Origin of the sequence: Motiliproteus sediminis, assembly GCF_017912535.1 — a bacterium.
Lineage (GTDB): Bacteria > Pseudomonadota > Gammaproteobacteria > Pseudomonadales > Balneatricaceae > Motiliproteus > Motiliproteus sediminis.
In genome coordinates this window covers 56,730-78,539 of the sequence record NZ_JAERQK010000003.1, presented here as the reverse complement: position 1 = coordinate 78,539, position 21,810 = coordinate 56,730, and the positions used below count along the sequence as shown (strand labels likewise).

At 59.3% G+C, this 21,810-nt stretch carries 21 protein-coding genes and 1 other RNA gene; 9 read left to right on the top strand and 13 right to left on the bottom strand.

Annotated features, from left to right (window positions below; all coding sequences use genetic code 11):
- Window positions 1–181 precede the first annotated feature (181 nt).
- The 3 genes from JJQ76_RS07210 to JJQ76_RS07200 all read left to right on the top strand — a co-directional run bounded on the left by JJQ76_RS07210 (window position 182) and on the right by JJQ76_RS07200 (window position 3,676).
- On the top strand, window positions 182–1,159 hold the full coding sequence (locus JJQ76_RS07210; RefSeq protein WP_210396101.1) for a YbgA family protein: 978 nt from the start codon (window positions 182–184) through the stop codon (window positions 1,157–1,159).
- Window positions 1,149–2,027 carry a MerR family transcriptional regulator gene (locus JJQ76_RS07205; RefSeq protein ID WP_210396100.1) on the top strand — a complete coding sequence of 293 codons (879 nt, stop codon included), beginning with the start codon at window positions 1,149–1,151 and terminating at the stop codon, window positions 2,025–2,027. Before JJQ76_RS07210 ends, JJQ76_RS07205 begins: the two co-directional genes overlap by 11 nt.
- Before the next feature lie 245 nt (window positions 2,028–2,272).
- The gene (locus tag JJQ76_RS07200) at window positions 2,273–3,676 is read left to right on the top strand and encodes a solute carrier family 23 protein (protein WP_210396099.1); all 1,404 of its coding nucleotides are present in this window, start codon (window positions 2,273–2,275) and stop codon (window positions 3,674–3,676) included.
- A gap of 65 nt (window positions 3,677–3,741) precedes the next feature.
- On the opposite strand, the gene JJQ76_RS07195 is transcribed toward JJQ76_RS07200, so the two are convergent.
- Together JJQ76_RS07195 and bamJ are read right to left on the bottom strand one after the other, a co-directional pair.
- Complete coding sequence (locus tag JJQ76_RS07195; RefSeq protein WP_210396098.1) at window positions 3,742–5,028, bottom strand: M18 family aminopeptidase; 1,287 nt, start codon at window positions 5,026–5,028, stop codon at window positions 3,742–3,744.
- Window positions 5,029–5,036: 8 nt separating this feature from the next.
- Window positions 5,037–5,546: a BamJ family beta-barrel-assembly machinery protein gene (bamJ, locus tag JJQ76_RS07190; protein ID WP_210396097.1), complete on the bottom strand. Its 510-nt coding sequence runs from the start codon at window positions 5,544–5,546 to the stop codon at window positions 5,037–5,039.
- A gap of 165 nt (window positions 5,547–5,711) precedes the next feature.
- Between bamJ and JJQ76_RS07185 the strand changes: the two genes are divergently transcribed.
- The 3 genes from JJQ76_RS07185 (at window position 5,712) to rpsA (ending at window position 10,465) form a co-directional block, all read left to right on the top strand.
- Window positions 5,712–7,793 carry a carboxy terminal-processing peptidase gene (locus tag JJQ76_RS07185; protein ID WP_210396096.1) on the top strand — a complete coding sequence of 694 codons (2,082 nt, stop codon included), beginning with the start codon at window positions 5,712–5,714 and terminating at the stop codon, window positions 7,791–7,793.
- 4 nt (window positions 7,794–7,797) lie between these two features.
- A complete protein-coding gene (locus JJQ76_RS07180) occupies window positions 7,798–8,574 on the top strand; it encodes a hypothetical protein (protein WP_210396095.1) in 777 nt (258 codons plus the stop codon).
- A 208-nt stretch (window positions 8,575–8,782) separates the two neighbouring features.
- A complete protein-coding gene (gene rpsA, locus JJQ76_RS07175) occupies window positions 8,783–10,465 on the top strand; it encodes a 30S ribosomal protein S1 (protein WP_210396094.1) in 1,683 nt (560 codons plus the stop codon).
- Between the two features lie 55 nt (window positions 10,466–10,520).
- On the opposite strand, the gene JJQ76_RS07170 is transcribed toward rpsA, so the two are convergent.
- Window positions 10,521–11,393, bottom strand: a complete 873-nt coding sequence (locus tag JJQ76_RS07170) for a LytTR family DNA-binding domain-containing protein (protein ID WP_210396093.1) — start codon at window positions 11,391–11,393, stop codon at window positions 10,521–10,523.
- 146 nt (window positions 11,394–11,539) lie between these two features.
- On the opposite strand from JJQ76_RS07170, the gene JJQ76_RS07165 reads away from it, so the two are divergent.
- The gene (locus tag JJQ76_RS07165) at window positions 11,540–12,070 is read left to right on the top strand and encodes an outer membrane beta-barrel protein (RefSeq protein WP_210396092.1); all 531 of its coding nucleotides are present in this window, start codon (window positions 11,540–11,542) and stop codon (window positions 12,068–12,070) included.
- A 61-nt stretch (window positions 12,071–12,131) separates the two neighbouring features.
- On the opposite strand, the gene JJQ76_RS07160 is transcribed toward JJQ76_RS07165, so the two are convergent.
- The 8 genes from JJQ76_RS07160 to JJQ76_RS07125 all read right to left on the bottom strand — a co-directional run bounded on the left by JJQ76_RS07160 (window position 12,132) and on the right by JJQ76_RS07125 (window position 17,900).
- Window positions 12,132–12,578 (bottom strand): YcgN family cysteine cluster protein, encoded by a 447-nt coding sequence (locus tag JJQ76_RS07160; RefSeq protein ID WP_210396091.1) that lies wholly within the window; start codon window positions 12,576–12,578, stop codon window positions 12,132–12,134.
- Window positions 12,578–12,865: a YcgL domain-containing protein gene (locus tag JJQ76_RS07155; protein ID WP_343232490.1), complete on the bottom strand. Its 288-nt coding sequence runs from the start codon at window positions 12,863–12,865 to the stop codon at window positions 12,578–12,580. The genes JJQ76_RS07160 and JJQ76_RS07155 overlap by 1 nt, the downstream gene beginning before the upstream one ends.
- Before the next feature lie 11 nt (window positions 12,866–12,876).
- Complete coding sequence (gene rnd, locus JJQ76_RS07150; RefSeq protein ID WP_210396089.1) at window positions 12,877–14,046, bottom strand: ribonuclease D; 1,170 nt, start codon at window positions 14,044–14,046, stop codon at window positions 12,877–12,879.
- On the bottom strand, window positions 14,043–14,639 hold the full coding sequence (recR, locus tag JJQ76_RS07145; RefSeq protein ID WP_210396088.1) for a recombination mediator RecR: 597 nt from the start codon (window positions 14,637–14,639) through the stop codon (window positions 14,043–14,045). The genes rnd and recR overlap by 4 nt, the downstream gene beginning before the upstream one ends.
- Window positions 14,640–14,641: 2 nt before the next feature.
- Window positions 14,642–14,968: a YbaB/EbfC family nucleoid-associated protein gene (locus JJQ76_RS07140; RefSeq protein ID WP_210396087.1), complete on the bottom strand. Its 327-nt coding sequence runs from the start codon at window positions 14,966–14,968 to the stop codon at window positions 14,642–14,644.
- A gap of 6 nt (window positions 14,969–14,974) precedes the next feature.
- Window positions 14,975–16,942, bottom strand: coding sequence for a DNA polymerase III subunit gamma/tau (dnaX, locus tag JJQ76_RS07135; protein WP_210396086.1), 1,968 nt, complete (start codon window positions 16,940–16,942; stop codon window positions 14,975–14,977).
- A gap of 236 nt (window positions 16,943–17,178) precedes the next feature.
- An RNA gene (ffs, locus tag JJQ76_RS07130) (signal recognition particle sRNA small type) lies at window positions 17,179–17,275 on the bottom strand.
- Between the two features lie 79 nt (window positions 17,276–17,354).
- Complete coding sequence (locus tag JJQ76_RS07125; RefSeq protein ID WP_210396085.1) at window positions 17,355–17,900, bottom strand: TlpA disulfide reductase family protein; 546 nt, start codon at window positions 17,898–17,900, stop codon at window positions 17,355–17,357.
- 113 nt (window positions 17,901–18,013) lie between these two features.
- On the opposite strand from JJQ76_RS07125, the gene mnmL reads away from it, so the two are divergent.
- The gene (gene mnmL / locus JJQ76_RS07120; protein ID WP_210396084.1) at window positions 18,014–18,934 is read left to right on the top strand and encodes a tRNA modification radical SAM protein MnmL/YtqA; all 921 of its coding nucleotides are present in this window, start codon (window positions 18,014–18,016) and stop codon (window positions 18,932–18,934) included.
- Window positions 18,935–18,982: 48 nt separating this feature from the next.
- Here mnmL and JJQ76_RS07115 read toward each other — a convergent pair whose 3' ends face one another.
- Together JJQ76_RS07115 and JJQ76_RS07110 are read right to left on the bottom strand one after the other, a co-directional pair.
- Window positions 18,983–19,678, bottom strand: a complete 696-nt coding sequence (locus tag JJQ76_RS07115) for a Crp/Fnr family transcriptional regulator (protein WP_210396083.1) — start codon at window positions 19,676–19,678, stop codon at window positions 18,983–18,985.
- 60 nt (window positions 19,679–19,738) lie between these two features.
- A complete protein-coding gene (locus JJQ76_RS07110) occupies window positions 19,739–20,431 on the bottom strand; it encodes a hypothetical protein (protein WP_210396082.1) in 693 nt (230 codons plus the stop codon).
- Between the two features lie 141 nt (window positions 20,432–20,572).
- Between JJQ76_RS07110 and JJQ76_RS07105 the strand changes: the two genes are divergently transcribed.
- Window positions 20,573–21,808: a succinylglutamate desuccinylase/aspartoacylase family protein gene (locus JJQ76_RS07105; protein WP_210396081.1), complete on the top strand. Its 1,236-nt coding sequence runs from the start codon at window positions 20,573–20,575 to the stop codon at window positions 21,806–21,808.
- Window positions 21,809–21,810: the final 2 nt, after the last annotated feature.

Below are 21,810 nucleotides of genomic sequence, written 5' to 3'. Positions count from 1 at the left end.
GGGGCGCAATCAGCTAAAGCGGCCACTACCCACTCGAGCCCACACACCCCCTTCCGGTGGTGCTGCCCGGCAGCGGGTGCCAGCGCAAAAAGCTATACATAAAACTTGTACAAAAACCCTTTAATTGCTATACATCATCCAACAGCGCGGTTCGCTTGTCTCACTTTATAAGGTAAAACCTATGCCAATCCTAAACAAAACAACCCCCACCAAGCGCCTCACCCTCGGCATCAGTGCCTGCCTGACCGGACAAAAGGTACGCTATAACGGCGCCCACAAGCGGGCCGGTTTCTGCCTTCGACTGCTCGACTCGATCGCGGAGTTGAAACCGGTCTGCCCCGAGGTCGGCATTGGTCTTGGTACCCCTCGTCAGCCGATTCGACTGGTGGCGACCGACCGCGGCGTACGGGCCCGCGGCAGTGACGACGCCAGCCTCGATGTGACCGAGCAACTGACCGAGTTCGGCCAACGCTGGGGAGGTGCGCATGATGAGCTGGATGGTTTCATCCTGACGCAGAAATCCCCCAGCTGCGGGATGGAGCGGGTCAAGATCTATCGCGAGAACGGCTACCCTGCCAGTCATGATGGTACCGGACTGTTCGCCGCCGCTCTGCGCCAAGCCCAGCCGTTGCTTCCGATCGAGGAGGAGGGCCGGCTGCACGACGCCCGCCTGCGCGAGAATTTTTTCACCCGCTGCTATACCTATCGCGCCTGGCGCGACCAGGTTGGCGCCCGACCGAGCCACAAGGCGCTGGTCGCCTTTCACTCCCAATGCAAGTACCTGCTGATGGCCCACGATCCGCGCGCCTGTACCGAACTCGGGCGGCTGATTGCCCAACGTCCGGATGACGGACAGATCGAGGCGCTGTGTCAGCGCTATATCAGTCGCTGCATGCAGGTGCTGACCAAGGTTGCCACCCGCCGCGGGCACACCAACACCCTGTTGCACTTGCTGGGCTATCTCAAGGGCAAACTCAGCCAGGGGGAACGCGACGAGCTGCTGGAGGGGATTCATGGCTACCACCAGGGCCATTTGCCGCTGGTAGTGCCGCTACGTATGATGCGTCATTATCTGCGCTTGCGCGGAAGCCGCTACGTTCAGCAACAGCGGTATCTGCAGCCACACCCTGAAAATCTGGGACTTCACAATGCCATCTGACCAGCCCAACAGTGAGATAGAGCAACCCCGCTATCCGATCCGAGAGGTAACCCGGCGCACCGGCATCCCCACGGTTACCCTGCGGGCATGGGAGCGCCGTTACGGCCTGGTGGTGCCCTCGCGCACCAGTAAAGGACACCGACTGTACAGCGAAGCCCAGATTGCCGAGCTTAATCGGGTTGCCGACTGGATCGCCCGTGGAGTGCCCGTTAGCCGGGTCCGGGAGGTGCTTAAAGGTCAGTTGCCCGGCGAAGAACTGCCGGCCACGGACTGGCCCGCATCGCAACAGCAACTGCTGACAGCGATTGCCAACTTCGACGCCATAGCACTGGAGCAGCAACTGAACCACCTGCGTCGCGAGCTGCCCGGCGCCCAGCTGGCCACCAAACTGCTCCACCCGCTTCTGGCCGAACTGCGCGGCCAGCGCCATCAAGGGCCGCTCAAACAGGCCGGCTACCGCTTCGCTCTCAGTGCGCTGCGTGATGCCTTGATGCACCAGTTGCGACTACAGCACAAGAGCAGCGGTGCGCCACGTGTCGGCTGGCTGGTCATCGGCGATGAATACCTGGAACTGCGGACGCTGATCGATACTCTGGCAGTGCCCGCCTGCCGCCCGCACTGGCTGGGACGCAACCTGCCGCTGGACGCGCTGGCATCGGTACTGCAGTCACAGCCGCTCACGTCACTGTTTCTGGTCACCGAAACGCCGCTGTCGGCCAGCGAGTTACGCCAACTGGGCGAGCAGGCTCGCGGCTGTCAGTTGCCGCTTTATCTCTGCGCCCCCGCGTCGGCAGCCACCATAACAGACCGCCTCGTTATCGAACTCGAAAGCCCTGACGCCCTGAATAGCCGGCTAAAAAATGACTAGGAATCACTTTCTGCTCAAAAAATAAGCAAAAACCCCTAGGTACAACCCCTTATACTTTGGTAACAAGCCACCACCAAAGTCGCATGAACAACTGTCGACTTCGGCCTCTCTCCCCCCTACTGTGGGCCCCGTGCTTTCGCTCAAAACAAAAACAACAGCTGCGCAACACAGGACCGGAACCTGTGCGCCGTTGTTGGCCGTGGGTTCCTGAACGCGACTTAAGGAAAAACAGGATAAAACAACCCATGGCACTGACCGAGCGCAAGTACGGCGAAGAGCACCCCTATTGGGCTGCCGGGCCGTTTAAAATCAGACTTCCATTTATTCACTACCGCTGGGAAATGGCGGAAACCATCCAGGCGATGATCATGTTCGTGGTCGCCATGGCAATGATCCCGCTGCTGGAAAAATACCTGGGCCTGCCCTATGACGTTGCCCTGGCGTACGTTGTGGTCTGCGGTATCGGCTTTATGCTGCCCAACCTTCTGGGCACCCCCTTCGTACCCGGCTGGATCACCCCGGCAATTCCGGTGGTGCTGCTGTTTATCGGTGACTTCGAACCCGGCCCCGATGCCATCAAGGCGCTGGTGGCGCTGCAACTGGTGGTGACCTTTATCTTCTTCTTCCTCGGCGTCACCCGCCTGGGTACCAAGCTGGTCAACCTGTTCCCGAGCTCCATGAAAGCAGGCATTCTGCTGGGTGCCGGGATCGCCGCGATTACCGGCGAAATCTCTGAGGGTGGTCGCCTGGCCACTACCCCCTACGCGCTGAGTATCGGCTTCGCCGTCACCGCCTACATGCTGTTCTCACTGTCGTTCCGCGACCTGATCGAAAAGCACCGCTGGGCCAAGATCATCTCCAGCTACGGCATGGTGCCCGGTACCCTGATCGCCATGGCGATCGGCTGGGTCATCGCCGAATACCCGCTGCCCGACGTCCAGTTCGGTCTTTCCTCACCCGCCTTCGGCGAGATGTGGAACTACCTGCCCTGGACCATCGGCTTCCCCGACCTGGAACTGTTCTGGTTGGCGGTCCCGACCGCGATCATCGCCTACATCATCGCCTTTGGTGACATCATTGTCGGTCAGTCACTGCTCGACCGCGTTGATCACCTGCGCCCCGACGAAAAGATCGAAGTCAACGTTGACCGTGTCCATATCGTCACCGGTATCCGTAACCTGATCCACAGCCTGTTCGCTCCCTACCCGGGCCTGGCGGGTCCGCTGTTCACCGGCGCCATGGCCACCATTGCCGAGCGCTACCGTTACGGTCGCGGCGCCATGGACACCATCTACAGCGGTGCGGGCGTATTCTGGATCGTCGGCTTTATCGCCCTGTTCATGCTGCCGCTGGTCACCCTGTTCAAGCCGGTGTTGCCGATTGCGCTGTCCATCACCCTGCTAATCACCGGTTACCTCTGCATCAGCGTTGCGGTTGAACAGGTCGACAACGCTACCGCCATGGGCGTCGCTGGTACCATGGGTGTGGTGCTGGCCGTCTACGGCGCAGCCTGGGGCCTGGCTGCCGGTGTCGTGCTCTACTTCATCATCGAGAAGCGCACCAAGAAAGCGCTTGCAGAGCACGCGGGTGAGGAACACGCGGAGCCGATCCATATCGAAGAGAAAGCCGCGGACTACGGCAACGCCTGATCCCGCGTTCAGCGATAACAAAAAAGCCAGCGCATTGCGCTGGCTTTTTTGTTCCTGAGGCCCCGTTAACGGCGGTTCTGAAACCGCCGTAGCAACCGGTACAAGCTGTACGCGTCGTCGCGACCAGCCAGCTCTCGAATGGAGTGCATGCCGAAGGTCGGCACCCCGATATCGAGGGTCTCAATCCCCAACCGCGAGGCGGTCAACGGGCCGATGGTGCTGCCACACCCCATATCCGGACGCACGCTGAATACCTGCAACGGCACTTGCTCCTGTTCCGCCAACTGGCGCAAGCGGGCGCTGGTTTCACTGTTGGTAGCGTAACGCTGGTTGGCATTCACCTTGATCACCGGCCCGCGGTTGAGCAGCGGGCCGTGATTGGCATCGTGCCGATCGCTGAAATTGGGATGCACGCCGTGCGCGTTATCAGCCGATATCAGCTGCGAATTGGCGATCAGACGGTTGCGCTCTTCAACCTCCGGCACCAGACGTTCGATCACCGATTCCAGAAACTGCCCCTGGGCCCCGGTGGTCGATTCACTGCCCACCTCTTCGTGGTCGTTGCAGACCAGCATGGCGCCGCCGGATTGGTCCGCGAGAATACACTGCAGTCCGACAAAGCAGCTGAGCAGATTATCCAGCCGGGCGCTGGCGATAAACGCCTGATCCAGACCGACCATTGCCGGGCGCTGCACGTCATAGCAGCAGAGCTCAAAGTCCAGCACCCGTTCGACCGCAACGCCGTCACGTTGCAGCTGCTGCTTCAGCAAACCCCTGAGGTCCGGCTTCTCACCGTCAATACCGGGTTGGGACAGCAGCAGCGGCAGATGCTGGTGGGGGTTGATACTGCGGTTGCTGTTCTGTTCCCGATCCAGATGAATCGCCAGGCTGGGAATCACCGCCACCGGGTTCTTGAAATCCACCAACGCCTGACCCAACTGCCCGTCCGGAGCGGCGTAACTTACCCGTCCGGCCAGCGACAGGTCACGGTCGAACCAGGGATTGAGCAGCGCGCCGCCGTACACCTCGACGCCCAGCTGAAAGTACCCCTGTTTGAGGCGCTCCGGCAGTGGTTGCACTTTAAGACAGGGGCTGTCGGTATGGGCGCCGATCAGACGCAGACCGGTAGCGGCAAGGTCGGCTTCGGCCGGCAGGGTAAAGGCGATCAGTGCCGAGCCGTTGCGGATTACCTGGTAGCGCCCCCCGGCTTTCAACTGCCAACGCTGACGTTCATCAAGGCGCTCAAAGCCCGCCCGGTCTAGCTCTGCGGCCATCTGTTCAACGGCATGAAAAGGCGTTGGCGAAGCCGCCAGAAACTCCAGCAGCAGCTGATTGAAGTTGGTTTGTTGCATAGCGATGATCAGCCTCCGTTTGGCAACACCTGAAGCAGCTCCAGCTCAAACACCAGTGCCGAGTTGGACGGGATTTTCGGCGACGGACTGCGCTTGCCATACGCCAACTCCGCCGGCACAAACAGCTCCCAGTGACTGCCAGCCGGCATTAATTGCAGCGCCTCGGTCCAGCCGGGGATCAGCCGGTTAACCGGAAATACCGCCGGCTCACCGCGGTCGTAGCTGCTGTCAAACGGCGTACCGTCAATCAGCGTTCCGCGGTAGTGGGCCCTCACCCTGTCGGTCAACTGCGGGCGCGTACCGCTGCCCTCGCGAATAATGCGATACTGCAATCCGGTCGCCGTCGTGACCACGCCCTGGCGTCGGGCGTTCTCCGCCAGAAACACCCGTCCGGCTTCGGCGTTGAGGGAAGCATCAGCTTCGAGCTTGTCGATCCGGCCCAACAGTTCATTATCACAGCCGCTCAACGACAGCGCTCCCAGCACCACTATCAGTGGCGCCCAGTAATTAAACCTCACCTGAAATTGCTCCTAATTCGGTCTCGAAGGTACAAATCATATCCTGCCCGTTATACTTATGCAGCAAAGGCGGTGCCGTGCCGAACCGACACCCCCCGGACCGAGGAACCGAAACCGGTTATTGCCGGTCCCACAATTACAACGACGGCAATGAGTGGACACTACGTGATTAAACTGCTTTCCCGCACCACCCTATCCATAGCGTTACTGGTCGCAACCCTGCTCCCGCCCACGGCTCACGCCGTGCTGGCGGAACTGCCCGATTCCTTGCCAACGCTGGCACCGGAGCAGGTACACCGCGACACGCTCAGCGATATCAACAAGGCGTTACGCTACGGCCACTACCGCAAGCGCACGATCGACAACCAGTTCAGCAGCGAGTTGCTGGACGCCTACCTCAACCGCCTCGACCGTCATCGCCTTTACTTTCTTGCCAGTGATATTGCCGAATTTGAGCAGCACCGCGACCGTCTGGACGAAGCGCTGCGCAACAAGGATCTGAGCGCGGGATTCTTTATATTCAATCGCTACCAGCAGCGCACCGAGGAGCGAATTCGCTACATGCTGGATCAGATCGAGCAGGGGCTGACCCAGCTCGACTTCGGCCGCGATGAAGAGATGCAGACCGATCGCAAGGAGGCCGCTTGGGCCCATAGTGCCGTCGAGCTGGACAACCTGTGGCGACAGCGACTGAAAAGCGCGGTACTGAACTTCAAACTGTCCGACAAAACTCTGGAAGAAGCGGCCGAGATCCTCAGCAAACGCTACCGCAACCAGTTGCACCGGCTTTACCAGACCAACGCCGACGATGCCTTTCAGGTGTACGCCAACACCCTGACCAGCCTTTATGGCCCGCATACCCAGTACTTCTCGCCGCGGCGGACGGAAAACTTCAACATCGACATGCGCCTCTCTCTCGAAGGGATCGGCGCGGTACTGCAGAGCGAGGATGAGAACACCAAGGTGGTCCGTCTGATTCCCGGCGGCCCGGCAGCCAAAAGCGGGGTTATCGGCCCGGCAGACGTGATCGTCGGCGTGGCTCAGGGCAATGATGAACTGGTTGATGTCGTAGGCTGGCGGCTGGATGAAGTGGTCGACCTGATACGCGGCCCCAAAGGCTCGGTGGTGCGCCTGGAGGTGGTGCCGGCCGGGAGCGACGCCAAGCAGACCAAGCTGGTCAGCATTACCCGTAACGAGGTCAAGCTGGAAGAGCAGGCAGCGAGCAAAAGCATTCTTCAGGTTCCGCGTAACGGCGAAACCCGCAAGATCGGAGTGATCAGCATTCCCACCTTCTACATCGACTTTAACGCCCTCAGAAACGGCGACCCCGATTACCGCAGCACCACCCGTGACGTGCGCCGGCTGCTTGATCAACTGATCGCTGAAGGCGCCGAAGGACTGGTGATCGACCTACGCAACAACGGCGGTGGCTCGCTTAAAGAAGCCGTGGACCTGGCGGGGCTCTTCATTCCGCAGGGGCCGGTGGTACAGATCAAGGACTCCTGGGGGCGAATTCGGGTCGAGTTTGATCACGATCCCACCTACTACGACATACCGCTGGTGGTGATGGTTAACCGCCTCAGCGCCTCGGCATCGGAGATTTTTGCCGGCGCCATCAAGGATTACGACCGCGGCCTGATCGTCGGCAACCAGACCTTCGGCAAGGGTACCGTCCAGGCGTTACACCCCCTTGATTTCGGCCAGCTCAAGCTGACACAGGCCACCTTCTACCGGGTCTCCGGCGTCAGCACGCAACACAAAGGGGTGCTGCCGCACCTGCAGTACCCGTCGGTTTACGACCCTGACGAAGTGGGCGAAAGCACTCAGGAGGGCGCGCTACCCTGGGACGAAGTAAAACCGCTACCCCATCGCCGCTACCCTCCGTTAACACCGTTACTCAGCAATCTGGAGCTGGCGCATAACCGCCGCGCGGCGATGGACCCGGACCTGATCGCCCTTAGCGAAGGCATCGAAGAGGCTCAGCGACGCCAGCGCGACACTCTGCCCCTGCAGGAGGAGCGCCTGCGTGCCCTGCGTAAAGACAATGAGCGCTGGCGACTGGAGCTGGAAAACCGCCGCCGTGCCGCCAAGAACCTGGAACCACTGACCAGTGTTGCAGAGCTTGAACAGGCCAGTACGGGCACCGCGCACAGCTCCCGCCCCGCCGAAGAGGATGCACTGATTCGAGAAAGCGGCGAAGTGTTGATCGACCTGCTTGACTCCCGGATGCTATCTCGACAACAGTAGCCGCATGCCCAATATCAAACTGATCATTCTCGGCTCCATAGTCGTCGTTCTGCTCGGCGTGCTCGGCGTGGGCGGCTACTTCCTCTACGGCAAGGTAGAAAAGCAGCATGAAGAGAACGTCAACAAACTGGCCGATTTCGGCACCAAGGTAATCCCGATCAAGGGCGGCCCTGAAGCAGTCACCGTCGGTACCGAAGGCCAGCTGCAGCTGCCACCTGACATCGCCGAAAAGAAACTCTCACCCACCGAAAAGATCATCATCGCTCTCAGCCGCGAAAAGGAGCAACTGGCCTCTGAACTGACCATCGCCAATGAAAAGGTTGAACGGCTGGAGCGCGAACTGCTGGCACTGCGCGCCTACCGCACCGAAAACGAGCGCTACGCCCCCCTCCCCCTGCAGGAGGAAAGGATTCGCGCCACGGAAGTGCTGACCGATTTTTTCAACTCATCCTCAGATGCCACCCGCTTCAACAGCTTCCAGAAAGAGGTCATGGCGCTGGCCGCGGCGTCGGTGTACCTCGATATTCTGCGGGAGTACCGGCTTAGCTTTGACGAAAGTGAGAAGGACATCATCGTACATGAACACCTGCCCGCGTTCGGCTTCTGCTTTGGCGACGGCATCATTTTCGTCCCCAACAGTAAAACCGAAGAGCGCAACCTGCTGGCATACTACAAAAGCGGTGACGAAACCCTGATCAATGACCGTCTCGCCCGCGACCTGAACGAGATTACCGCGCCCTGCCTCAAGCCGCTCAACGAGCGCATCAACGCCATGCTCTGACGTCACCCCGGCCAGTCCAGCCAACCGGAAATAAAGCTGTATTCCCCAGTAGGTTACTGTATAATTCGTGCCTCATTTTCCCATTTGGCGGCGTAACGTCAGCCTGCTGCCTCGGGAAAACTACGTTGAACTGACCTGTGCAAGCTGACGGTACAGGGTTTTAACTGTGGTCCCGGTCACTGCAACCGGCCGACCCCTAGGACTGAAAATGAGCGAAAGCTTTGCTGAACTTTTTGAAGAATCCCTGAAAGATATCGACATGAAGCCCGGTTCACTGGTAACCGGTACTGTTATCGATATCGACGCCGACTGGGTAACCGTTAACGCTGGTCTGAAATCTGAAGCGGTTATTCCGCGCAGCCAGTTCGTTAGCGCCTCTTCCGAGCTGGAAATCGCCGTCGGCGACGACGTTTGCGTTGCTCTGGAAGCGGTTGAAGACGGCTTCGGTGAGACCAAGCTGTCTCGCGAGAAGGCCAAGCGCGCCGAAACATGGCAGCAGCTGCAGAAGGCCTTCGACGCTGAAGAAACCGTCAAGGGCATGATCAACGGTAAGGTCAAAGGCGGCTTCACCGTTGCGATCAACAATATTCAGGGCTTCCTGCCGGGCTCTCTGGTTGACGTACGTCCGGTTCGTGACGTTGATCACCTGGAAGGCAAGGAGCTGGAATTCAAGCTGATCAAGCTGGATCCCAAGCGCAACAACATCGTTGTCTCCCGTCGTGCGGTTCTTCAGGAAGCTAACAGCGCCCAGCGCGACGAGCTGCTGGCCACTATTCAGGAAGGCATGGAAGTTAAAGGCTTCGTCAAGAATCTGACCAACTACGGCGCGTTCGTAGATCTGGGCGGCGTTGACGGCCTGCTGCACATCACCGACATGGCGTGGAAGCGTATCTCTCATCCGAGCGACATGCTGACTCCGGGCGACGAGATCACCGTTAAGGTTATCAAGTTCGACAAAGAGACCGGCCGTCTGTCTCTGGGTCTGAAACAGCTGCACGATGATCCGTGGAGCGACATCAAGCAGCGCTATCCGGCTGGCACCAAGGTGCAGGCACGCGTTACCAACCTGACCGACTACGGCTGCTTCGCGTCGCTGGAAGATGGTGTTGAGGGTCTGGTACACGTATCCGAGATGTCCTGGACCAACAAGAACATCCACCCGTCCAAAGTTGTTCAGCTGGGCGACGAAGTGGAAGTGATGGTTCTGGACGTGGACGAAGAGCGTCGTCGTATCTCCCTGGGCATCAAGCAGTGCGCTGACAATCCGTGGGTAACCTTCTCCGAGAAGTTCTCTACCAACGACAAGGTTTCCGGCACCATCAAGACCATCACCGATTTCGGTATCTTTGTTGGTCTGGAAGGCGATCTGGATGGCCTGGTTCACATGTCTGACATCTCCTGGGAAGGCGACAACGAAGCGGCCCTGCGCAACTTCAAGAAAGGCGAAGAAGTGGAAGCGGTTATCCTCTCCATCGACGCCGAGAAAGAGCGCATCTCCCTGGGCATCAAGCAACTGGACGGCGACCCCTTCAGCGATTACGCAGCAACCAACGCCAAGGGCACCATCGTTAATGGTACCGTCAAGAGCGTTGACGCACGTGTAGCTGTTGTCGAGCTGGCCGAAGGCGTTGAAGGCATCCTGAAAGTCTCCGAGCTAAGCGTTGATCGCGTTGAAGACGCGCGCGACGTCCTGAAGGAAGGCGAGCAGGTTGAAGCCAAGATCGTCAACGTTGATCGCAAGAACCGCACCATCAGCCTGTCTATCAAAGCGAAAGACGCAGCTGACGAGAAAGCGGCCATGGCTAACCTGAACAAGCAGCAGCAAGCTGAAATCAGCGGCCCGACCACCATCGGCGACCTGATCAAGCAGCAGCTGGAAGGCAAAAGCTAAGTCTTAGCTTTTCAAGCCATCAAAAAAGGAGCGCCGCGGCGCTCCTTTTTTTTCGCTAATCAGCACGACCATGAACAGGGCGACCAACCCTCAGACTCGCCCTCACCAACCCAATTCGCCGGCGGCTGACTGCAAACTTACAACCGCCTGGCAAAAAGACGTACACCGTTCCATGGATGCTCGAGACGCGCTCTACATACCCAAGGCTCACCCACACCGAGCGACTAATCTGCACCCCGCAGGCACCCGCCGAAGTCTTTAAAAAATCGCTGAGCGAGCACCTGACCAGCGTTTCTCCACCGCTGGAAAATACCGTAAGGTAGTGCTGATCGACCTGCACAGCGTAGAGATCACCGCGCTTTGCCGGTGGCACGTCTGCCAGTATTTCCGGCCATCGACCCGCACTGTCCGCCGTGCTGTCAACCAAATCCGCCGACGATGAACGACCACTGCCCGCAAGCAACAGCACCAGACCCCACAAAACGGCGACAGCCGGAGCAATATCGAGTGTCTCCATAACCACCATCGCGCCCCACCATCTCGCGCTCGCCAATTCCGGGTCATGAATTCCGAAGCTGCGATCTATCCCGAGCGATAACACAGCAGCCAACGGCAACGTCAGAACAAGCGCCAGCAACACTGCCACAGGCACGGACACTCCTCTGCGCATCAGCGGTGCGGCACTGAAGAGCAGCAGCATCAGAATAGGAAAACAGTGCAGCCACCAGAACAACAGCCGAGTCTGCCGACTGAAATCAGCCCCCTCATCGCCCATCAAGGTAGCAAGGAGCAGCGCTAACAGCAGCGCGAGCAAAATCGCGGATCGAAAAATAGCGGTGCGCGGCGGCAGTGGATAACGAGGGTCAAGCATCGCTGTCGCCGGGGCGCGCACCTGCTCCACCCAGAAATGTTCCAATCGATCGATCAAGCCGCCCTCCCCTGCAGACAGCCCCAAACCGTTCACGCCAAGCATAGACCACTGATGCCAAAACACCGGGTTTTCACCTGCAGGGGCAAGCCATAGGCACGCCGCCAGCGTATATCTTCAGCCAGGTTCCGAAAAGGAGATCTCTCATGACCAAAGCAACCTATGCTCTTCTAGGCCTAAGCTTCCTGGCCGCACCGGTCCATGCGGACGGGGTGGCCAAGATAAACACTCACTACCTGTGGAATAGCGATGAATTCGATGATGAGCAATCCTTCGGCGTCGCGCTCGGCTATCGCTCCGCCGCCCACGCTATTGAGGTGGAATTACAGATAAACGGAATGGATTCGTCCAGGCCAGGTTTCGATGTAGACGCCGATTTGATCACCTATGCCGTTAATTATGATTACCACTTTGGCCAAGGCGAATCGCTCAGCTACTACGCCGGGATCGGAGTCGGCTATAGCGAACCCGAGTTTTACACCTCAGCCTCCATGCAAGGCAGGGACAGTATCACGCTCTGGCAGGCACGTCTGGGGGTCGAGCACCAGCTCAGCAACCGGCTATTCGTCGGTGCCGAACTGCGCTATCAGGATTTCGGTAGAATTGAGGACAACGGCGTCAGTTTCCAAATCGGCTCACCCCTGTCCGTCGGCGCATCGCTGGGCTACCGATTCTAACTTCAGCCCACGGACAGCAGCGCCGGAGAACACCTAGCGGTCGCCAGCCGGCGCTGCAATCTTATAGCTGGACACCGTCCAAGACCAGATCGTACCAGTCGTCATCACTGACGGTCAGCTCACTGACGGCCCATTCCCGCACCGACACGCCAGCCTCGTGCACGGTCAGCGGTGAACCACTGATCAAAGGATGCCACTCAGGCAGCGGCTGCCCTTCGCTCAACAGCCGATAGGCACAGGAGCGCGGCAACCAGCTGTACTCAACAACCGTTTCCGGACGCAGCTGCAAACAGCCGGGAACCCGCTGCTGCCGATGCGGATAATCACTGCAACGACAGGATTTCAGGTCAAGCAGTTGACAGGCGATCGCGGTATACAGGAACTCGCCGGTATCTTCGTCTTCAATCTTGTGCAGACAACACTTACCGCAGCCATCGCAAAGCGACTCCCACTCGGCATTGCTCATCTCTTCCAGCGATTTACCCTGCCAGAACGGCTGCGCGGCCATCAGTACTTGCCTTCGGTGGGAGCCTTGTAGAGATCGAGCAGGTACTCCTCCTTGGCCGGCGGCATCTGCAGGTAGTAACCCTTGTCACGAATCTGCGCCAACACCTCTTGTGCGTCAGCGCGTGCCAGCTTTTTCTCCGGCGTGATCAACAGCGTCATCGCCTGCTTAGCCGCACCAAACATCTCCAGCAGCGGCTCCGGCACCCGCTGCAGCTCTTCACGCTTATCGACGTACAGGTACATCTCGTCTTTCCTGGTGCTCTTGTACACCGAACAGATCATCTTCATCAGCATTACCACTAGCTAGTCTGCTGCAACGCCTGCAACAGCGGTTGTCCTATCAGGGGCTCACGCCACCCTGTCAGTCCCTGGGGCAGACAATAGCCACCGCCCCCCATTCCGGAACGCACCAGCGCTTCCAGATCACGCTTGCGCACCAGCAGCTCCGGGGCTATGTCCCACTCCGCAGCGACGGCCTGTACCGTTTTTTTCAGCACCTTGACCCGATTACCTTCCGATGAGGGCAACGGCGCGCCGGGCGCTTCGGGAACCGTGGCGCTATCCTGCGCCGCCGCCACCAGACTGAGCAAGGCTTCGCCATCCTTGGACAGCGTGCGCCCGCGGATCTGCTCGATGCGCGACAGCTCCCCCAGAGTGCGCGGCTGCTTCATCGCAATACCGACCACACTGTTGTTATGCAGCAGAAAGTTGCGCGGCATGTCGCGCACCCGAGCCTCGCGCTCTCGCCAGGCCGACACCGACTGCAGCACTTTGAGTTGTTGCGGCTTTAGCTTCCAGGCCTGACGGAAACGGTGGTAATACTGGTCCGGATCAGGCGTGACCAGCGCCTCGTCAGCGAGCTGCTGACATTCGGCCAGGACCCAGTCGTAGCTGCCCTTTTCACGCAGCCGGGTGGCCAAACGCTGATAGATCTCGTCCAGATAAACCACATCGAGCGCGGCATAGCGTCGCTGAGACTCTGTCAGCGGGCGCTGCAGCCAGTCCGAGCGCGTCTCCTGCTTGTCGACACTGAAGTTAAAGAAGGTCTCCAGCAGTCGCTGATAACCGATGGACAGCCCAAAGCCTGCAAACGCACAGGCCACCTGGGTATCAAACAGCGGCTGGGGAACCGCGCCGTAACTGCTGGCAAACAGCTCAAGATCCTCGCTGCAGGCGTGCAATACCTTGAGCACCTTGGAATCTTCGAACAACCCCACCAGAGGAGCCATACTATCGATGGCCAGCGGATCTATCAGATAAACCCCTTGAGCACAGGCCACCTGAATCAACCCGGGTTTAGGGTAAAAAGTATCGGTACGGATAAATTCGGTATCGAGCCCGATCACCGGCTGCTGTCGCCACTGGAGACACAACGCCTCCAAACGCGACTGGCTGTCTACCCATTCGGCAGCGGCCACCTTTTGATCAAAGCGCGCCTGTACGGTTTGTTCCAGCGGTCGATTAATCACAGTTGTTTGCGTCCTGCAAAAGCATGAGCCAGGGTTCCACCGTCCACGTACTCCAGCTCTCCCCCCAAGGGGACCCCGTGTGCGATACGGGTAACTGTAATAGCCAGCGGTCGAACCTGCTCGAAAATATAGTGCGCCGTGGCTTCGCCCTCGACAGTCGGATTGGTGGCGATCACCAATTCGCTGATATCACTGTGCTGCACCAACTCCAGTAGCTGCGGAATGCCAACCTCTTCAGGCCCCAGCCCATCGATGGGCGACAGGTGTCCGTGCAGCACATAATAGCGCCCGCGGAAGCTGCCCGTCTGCTCGATGGCGAGGACATCAGCGGGGGTTTCCACCACGCAGATCAGCGATTCATCGCGCCGCTCGCTGCTGCAGATCTTGCATTCATCAAGCTCGGTCAACGTGCGGCAGCGACGGCAATGCCCTACCCGCTCCATCGCTTCGCTGAGGGATTGGGCCAGCTTCAGCGCGCCAGAGCGATCACGCTCCAGCAACTGAAACGCCATCCGCTGGGCGGACTTGGCTCCAACGCCGGGCAACACCCGCAGCGCACCAATCAACTGATCAATCAGGGGGCTGAACGACATATTCAGAACGGCATTTTGAAGCCGGGAGGCATGCCCATGCCACCGGTCAACGCAGCCATTTTCTCCTGGTTGCTGGCTTCGATCCGACGCACAGCATCGTTAACCGCTGCGGCCAGCAGATCCTCAAGAATCTCTTTGTCCTCTTGCAGCAGGCTCGGATCAATTTCGACCTTACGCACATCGTGACGACCGGTCATGGTGATTTTCACCATACCGGCGCCGGACTCGCCGACCACTTCCGCATTCGCCAGCTCTTCCTGTGCCTGCTGCAGTTTCTGCTGCATCTCCTGGGCCTGCTTCATCAGGTTGCCCATACCACCTTTCATCATCGCTCTCTACCTCGTGGGTTCGGGATCTAAAGGACGCACCGATGCAAGATCCAGGCTGGCATCAAAACGCTCAATGATCGCCTGTACATTGGGATCCTGTTCAATGGCGGCTAGCGCCTCCGCCTGACGCTCACGCTGCTTACGCGCCTTGTATTGCGCCGGCGTTTCACGACTGCTCTCTGCTTCGACCACAGCCAGTGTGACCGGTGCCGAAAAATACTCACTCAACGCGGCCTCAATCCGCCGGGCATGGGTATCGTTGAACAGATGATACTGTTGCGCCCCGAGGCTAAAACAGAGCGTGCTCTCTTTTACCTCCTCCAGTGCGGCGTTTGCGGCTATGTTGTAGGTCATGCCGGTGACGCCAATCGCGGCCAGGAGAGAAATCCAATCCTCCGGCTGCAACGCATCCAGCCGCAGCGCCGGCGTGTCACCGGCAGGCGCAGCTTGCGCGGAGGTGGAGTGTGCATCAACCCTGGACTCAGCCGCGACCTCCGGCTGCAGAGAAGCAACCCGAGACGGGGCTGTCAATTCGGGGCCGGGATCCAGCACAGGATCCGACGCCACCGCCTCCTCGAACGGCGCTACGGCGCCTTCAGTCGAGAGGGGGTGTTCCACCCCCGCCGCCGGGGGCTCAGGCTTTTTTAGCGGGTCGTCGCCCCCGGATTGCTCCCAAGGGGGCATCTGTTCGTAAGCTGACAGATCTTCGCCATCGGCCACATGGTTATCGCTCTCATCTGTCACCGGCGGGCGCGGTGATGGAGAGTCGGCAGCAGTAGCGCTGGCGGGACGGGGATCGGCCTGCTCCGCCTGTATTTCCGGCGCGGTTACCACCGGCGTAGCGACAGCCTCCGGTGTCGAAGCGTCTGGCAACGCTACCTCCCCGGCCTGTACCGGGCGGAAGGCGATCATTCGCAGCAGCGTCATCTCAAGCCCGTCACGGGGATCAGGTACATGCGGCAAGTCTCGCCGCCCGTTGAGCGCTATCTGATAAAAAAGCTGTACATCTTCGGCCCGCAGACTGCCCGCTAAGGCAACAACGGCATCCCGGTCGCCCTGGCTGTTATCGACACTGTCCGGCACCATCTGCGCCAAAGTAATGCGATGCAGCAGACTCAGCAGCTCCGCCAGCACGCCGTCGTAGTCAGCACCAAACTCCGCCATGCTGGCCACCGCCTGCAACGCACCCGACGCCGATCCGGAGCCCACCTGCTGCAGCAGAGTCATCACCTGACGGTGGTCAACGCTCCCCAGCATGGCGCGCACATCTGCTTCGCGCAGCTCGCCACTGCAGAAGGCGATTGCCTGATCGGCCAAACTCATAGCGTCACGCATACTGCCGCTGGCCGCTCTGGCCAACAACCACAAGGCCGCATCTTCGTAGCTAAACTGCTCCGCCGTCAGCACCATCTGCAGATGCTCAACGATCCGTTCCGCCACCATATTCTTCAGATTGAACTGCAAGCAGCGGGACAGGATAGTCACCGGCAATTTCTGCGGATCGGTGGTGGCCAACAGGAATTTGATATGGGGGGGCGGCTCTTCGAGCGTCTTCAGCAGCGCGTTGAAACTGCTGGTGGAGAGCATGTGCACTTCGTCGATCAGGTAAACCTTGTAACGGCCCTGACTCGGCGCATATTGCACGTTTTCCAGCAACTCGCGAGTATCTTCTACCTTGGTCCGCGATGCGGCATCCACCTCGATCAGATCAACAAAGCGGCCTTCACTGATCTCACGGCAGGGTGAACACTGGCCACAGGGACGGGAACTGACGCCCTGTTCGCAATTCAGTGCTTTGGCAAACAGACGTGCGATGGAGGTCTTGCCGACCCCGCGGGTACCGGTAAACAGGTACGCGTGGTGAAGGCGGTTACTGTCGAGGGCGTTGATCAACGCCTTGAGGACATGCTCCTGCCCCACCATCTCGTGAAAGCTGGCGGGGCGCCATTTGCGTGCGAGTACCTGATAGCTCATGAAGTGTCGATAATCTGCCGGAATGTCCGAGCGTTACGCACGCCCGATTTTGGCCTCCTATGCTAGCGGCAAGCGCCCCGGATAGCCAGCAAAAGGCCAAGTTTTAGTCGCCGCCAGGACCAGTCATCCGACGGCAAAGATACAGCAAGGAGGGCAAAAACCAAGAGCACGGAGAGGCCCCAGTACACAGGAACAAATTGAGACAAAAACCGGCTGACGAGCCCAAAATGGAGGCGGCCCCGCAGCCACACCCCGGCACACGAGTCCACCGCTGTGGCTGCTCCCTTCCGGGCCTGACCAGGTTCACGGTTTATCGTTGCGGGGGGACCACAGGGCCACCATAACGAAGCCGCCAATGTAGCGACGGGGCGGGATTATCCCTGATCCCCCATCACCTTGCAACCACAATCCCTCAGGGTTGGGCGATAAGACGACGCACCATCTCGTCCGCCTGCTCGTCATCCCAGTCCGCGTAGCTGCGCAGGTAACTCAGCACGCGCCCATCGCGATCAAGAAAGAAGCTGGCAGGAAACACATCCACAGGATAAACCCGACCAAACTCGGCCGTGGTACTGGTGTAGAGGGCCAGATGCTCAAGTTTGAGGTCGTCATAAAACGTCTTCACCGCATCGAACCCGGCGCGATCCAGCGCCACCGCAACCACCACGAAATCATCGCCGCCCAGCCGCTGCTGCAACCGGTCCAGTGCCGGCAACTCGCGGATACAGGGCGGGCACCAGGTGGCCCAGAGGTTCAACAACACCACCTTGCCCTTGAATGCGCTCATATCCAACGACTGCTGATTATCCAGCACCAGCTTAACCGGCTCGACTACTTGCGGCGGGTCGAGCACGATAAAGCTGTTGACGGTGCCGTCGGAAGGCTCGGTTTCCTCATGGTTGGCAACGGCGGAAAAGCTGGCCAGCGACAAAAACAGCAACAGAGCGGCACAACGCATAAGTAAGACTCCCGATCAACAATGGCGCCATTGTACGACCTGTGCCTGATCTGTGCATCCACCCGTGCACCTCGTGCTATTATACCGGCCCGCAACGCCACCCCACCGACATCATGCAGCTTTACGATCATATCAACGGCCTCGGGCGCGACCTCAAGCAGCGCTTCGGCGAGAAAGTGCACAAACTCAGCATCAACGCCGGCTTTACCTGCCCCAATCGCGACGGCACCCTCGGTCGCGGCGGCTGCACGTTTTGCAACAACGCCTCGTTTAACGCGCACAGTCGCCAGGCCCCCAGCATTCGCGAACAGCTTGAAAGCGCCAAACCGGATATGCGCGCCAAGCGCTATCTGGCTTACTTTCAGGCCTACACCAACACCTACGCCGAAACCGAGGCGCTGCGACAACAGTATGAACAGGCGCTGGCAGTGGCGGATATGGTGGGGCTGTGCGTGGGCACCCGACCCGACTGCGTGCCCGACGCCACCCTCGATCTGCTCACCGGATACAAGGATGCCGGTTACGAGGTTTGGCTGGAGTTAGGCCTGCAGACCGCCTTTGACACCACCCTGGACCGGATCAATCGTGGCCACGACTTTGCCGCTTACGTGGACGCGGTCAATCGGGCCCACGCCCGGGGGCTCAAGGTGTGCACCCATCTGATCGTTGGCCTGCCGGGCGAAGCGCCAGAGGATAGTCTGGTCACCCTTGAGCGGGTGTTGGAGCACGGCTGCGAGGGGCTGAAGCTGCACCCGCTGCACATCGTCAAGGGCAGCATCATGGCGCGGCAGTGGAAGAAGGGCGAGATTGACGCCATCAGCCAGGATGACTACGTGAGAGTGGCCGCCGATATGATCCGGCACACGCCCTGGGAGGTGGTCTACCACCGCGTCACGGCTACGGCCCGCAAACCCACGCTGCTGGCGCCGGAATGGTGTGAGAATCGCTGGCCGGCGTTCAACGCCATCGCGGGCGAACTGGTTGAAAAAGGCGGCCAGGGCAGCGCCCTGAAGAGCGCGGCCTCAAACTGTTAAAACAACTGACCAGCGCCCCCTCCATCGGCCGCTGGCGCGCAGCACAGCTTACTCGGTGACGTTCTGCAGTTTGTCGATATCCAGTACGCGAATTTCGCGACCTTTAATGACGATCACCTCGTTTTGTGCCAGCCGAGCCATTATTCGTGACAGGGTTTCGGGCTTGACCGATAGCCGTGACGCAATGACATGCTTGGGAGTTTCGAGATAGATGGTGCAACCGTCTGCTGCATTGGATGGCAATAACCCCAGCAAAAAACGAACCACGCGGTGGGTGGCGTTCTGCTGGGTTAGCTGCACCACATCGTTTAAACGGGCGTGCAAGCGCATGCTGAGATCGCCCAGAATGCGCATGCAGGCATCGCTGTTGTTGCGCAACAGGGGTATATAGGCATCGCCGGGGATCGCAAACAACCGTGTGGCGCGCACTGCTTCCGCGGTTACCGGGTAGTTAGGGCGCTGCATGAAAAGCACCGCCTCGGCGAGCGCCTGCCCGGGGTTGATCAACTCAACCACTTTTTCATGGCCGTCGGCGGTGGTGTGAAACAATTTGATCTGGCCGTCTGCCACTAAGTAGAAACGCTTGGCAGGCTCTTGCTGGCGGAACAGATACTGCTCCGCCTCAAGGTTAACCTGCTCGACGCGCTCAACCAGTTGCTGAAGCTCTGACGGTGACAGCGACGAAAACAGGTAATGGCGTTTGAGCGAGGCGACAACAGCGTCGCGGTCGACGAGTAATGACATGGAGTGATCCGGCCGATTGAACAGGTCGGCCAGTATAGCACTCCATTGGGTACGGTAAGGTCAGCTGACGCGGCGCATCTTCTTGCGGTTCTGGATCACCAGACACTGCTCCGCATAAGGCTGCTGTTTGAGGATCACCTTGAGCAAGGTGTCGTGGCCGATCGGCAGAAACTCGGCTTCGTCGACCATCTCTTTCAGCGGGCCGATCGCCTCTACCCGCTCATGCTTTTGCAACCATTCCATCACCAGAATATTGGAACGGTCGGTAAGCCCGGTACGACGGCAGCTTTCGCGAATCAAACATTGATCGCAGATGGGGTTCATCTGCTTTTTACGGTGGACAGTTTTGGCCTGTATGGCCGAGCCACGATAACGGCGCCAGTCATCAATCCAGGATATTTTGCGGCGAGAGATGCGGATGGCCAACACATAGCCACCGTAGACCATCAACGCAAAGCCGGCCCAGAATACGATCCAGCTTTCGATAAAGCGCACCGCCAACACCCCCATTCCGATAAACAGGAAGGGCAGGGACTCGTAAAAATCCTCGTGCAGAAACAGATTTTTCTGGCTCTTCGGCATCCGCTTGTTGACCCGGCGCGCGTCTGAACGCAGCACCCAGGTAATCGCTCCGGCCGTGTACAGCACCCAAGCGAACAGAATAACCATCCAGTTGGATTGAGTCGAAATCAGCCCAAGGGAACCGAACAGGTAGAGGTAGGGTAAAACTTCGTACAGAGGCCGGGGTAACATGAAGCTCAGAATCCATTAAGCAGCTGACGTAGCCGCCTATGTTAACCGAAGGTCACTTTTTCAGCAGTGGTTTACGCCGCTATAGTTGATCCAAGTCATGACCTTCATCTACCGATGCCCTGTTTAAAAGTTGAACCATGCATGAACGTCAACAACGACCTTACACGCGGGCTGTGCTTGCTGGCCGCCCTGCTCGGTTTTCCCGCCCAAGCCTCGGAGCAGGACGAGGAAGACACAGCGAAGGGCCTCCGCCCTGTGAGTACCTCGCCGGCATCGACGGCAGCGGCCGCTACCGGCAACGTGCAGCTGTTGAGCCGCGAGCTTTCACCGGGCACCACAACCACCCTTTACTGGAACAGTCAGCAGCTACTCGGTGCCACAACTGCCCCCATACCGGTGCTGGTTACCCGTGGCAAGCAACCCGGCCCGGTAGCATGCCTGACCTCTGCCATACATGGCGACGAACTGAACGGTATCGAGATCAACCGTCGGGTGGCCCACCAGATTCAACCGGAACAGCTGGCCGGCACCCTGATCAGCGTGCCTGTGGTTAATGTCGACGGGCTGCTGCGCCGCGACCGTTACCTCTCCGACCGGCGCGACCTCAACCGCTCGTTCCCCGGCGACCCTCAGGGCTCAACTGCGGCGCGCGTTGCCTACAGCCTGTTCGAAAATATCATTCGCCACTGCGACTTCTTGATCGACATGCACACCGGTTCGCACTTTCGCGAGAATCTGCCACAACTGCGTGCCGACCTGACCATTCCCGCCATCGCGGAACTAAGCCAGGGATTTGGCTCGATCTCGGTCCTGCAGAGCGCAAGCCCGCCGGGAAGCCTGCGCAGTGCCGCCACCGCTGCCGGCATACCTGCGGTGGTAATGGAGGTGGGCGGACCGCTCAGCCTTGACGAAGAGATGGTCGCTCTGGGGGTGAAGAGCGTGCGCAGCCTTTTAAGCGCCCGCGAAATGATCAGCAACGACAGTTTCTGGTCATCACCGCAACCGGTCTTTTACCAGTCCAGTTGGGTACGGGCCGAGCAGGGCGGCATCCTGATCAACAAGCGCAACCTTGGCGACCGGGTCAACACTGGCGCGCTGCTGGGAATCATCAGCGATCCGATCACCAACGCCATCACTGAAGTTCTGGCTCCCTTTGACGCAGTAATCCTCGGCCGCGCCCAGAACCAGTTTGTCAGCCCCGGCTACGCGCTGTTTCATCTCGGCCGGCCCAGCAGCCTGGAAGCCCTTGAGCGCCAAGGCGAAGTGGAAAAACGCAACGCTGTTGAGACCGCAGCAGAACAACTGGGTATCAAACCGCCGGCCTCAACGGCGCCAAGCTCCCCGCCGCCGACGACGGACCTGGCACCGAAGAACTGAAG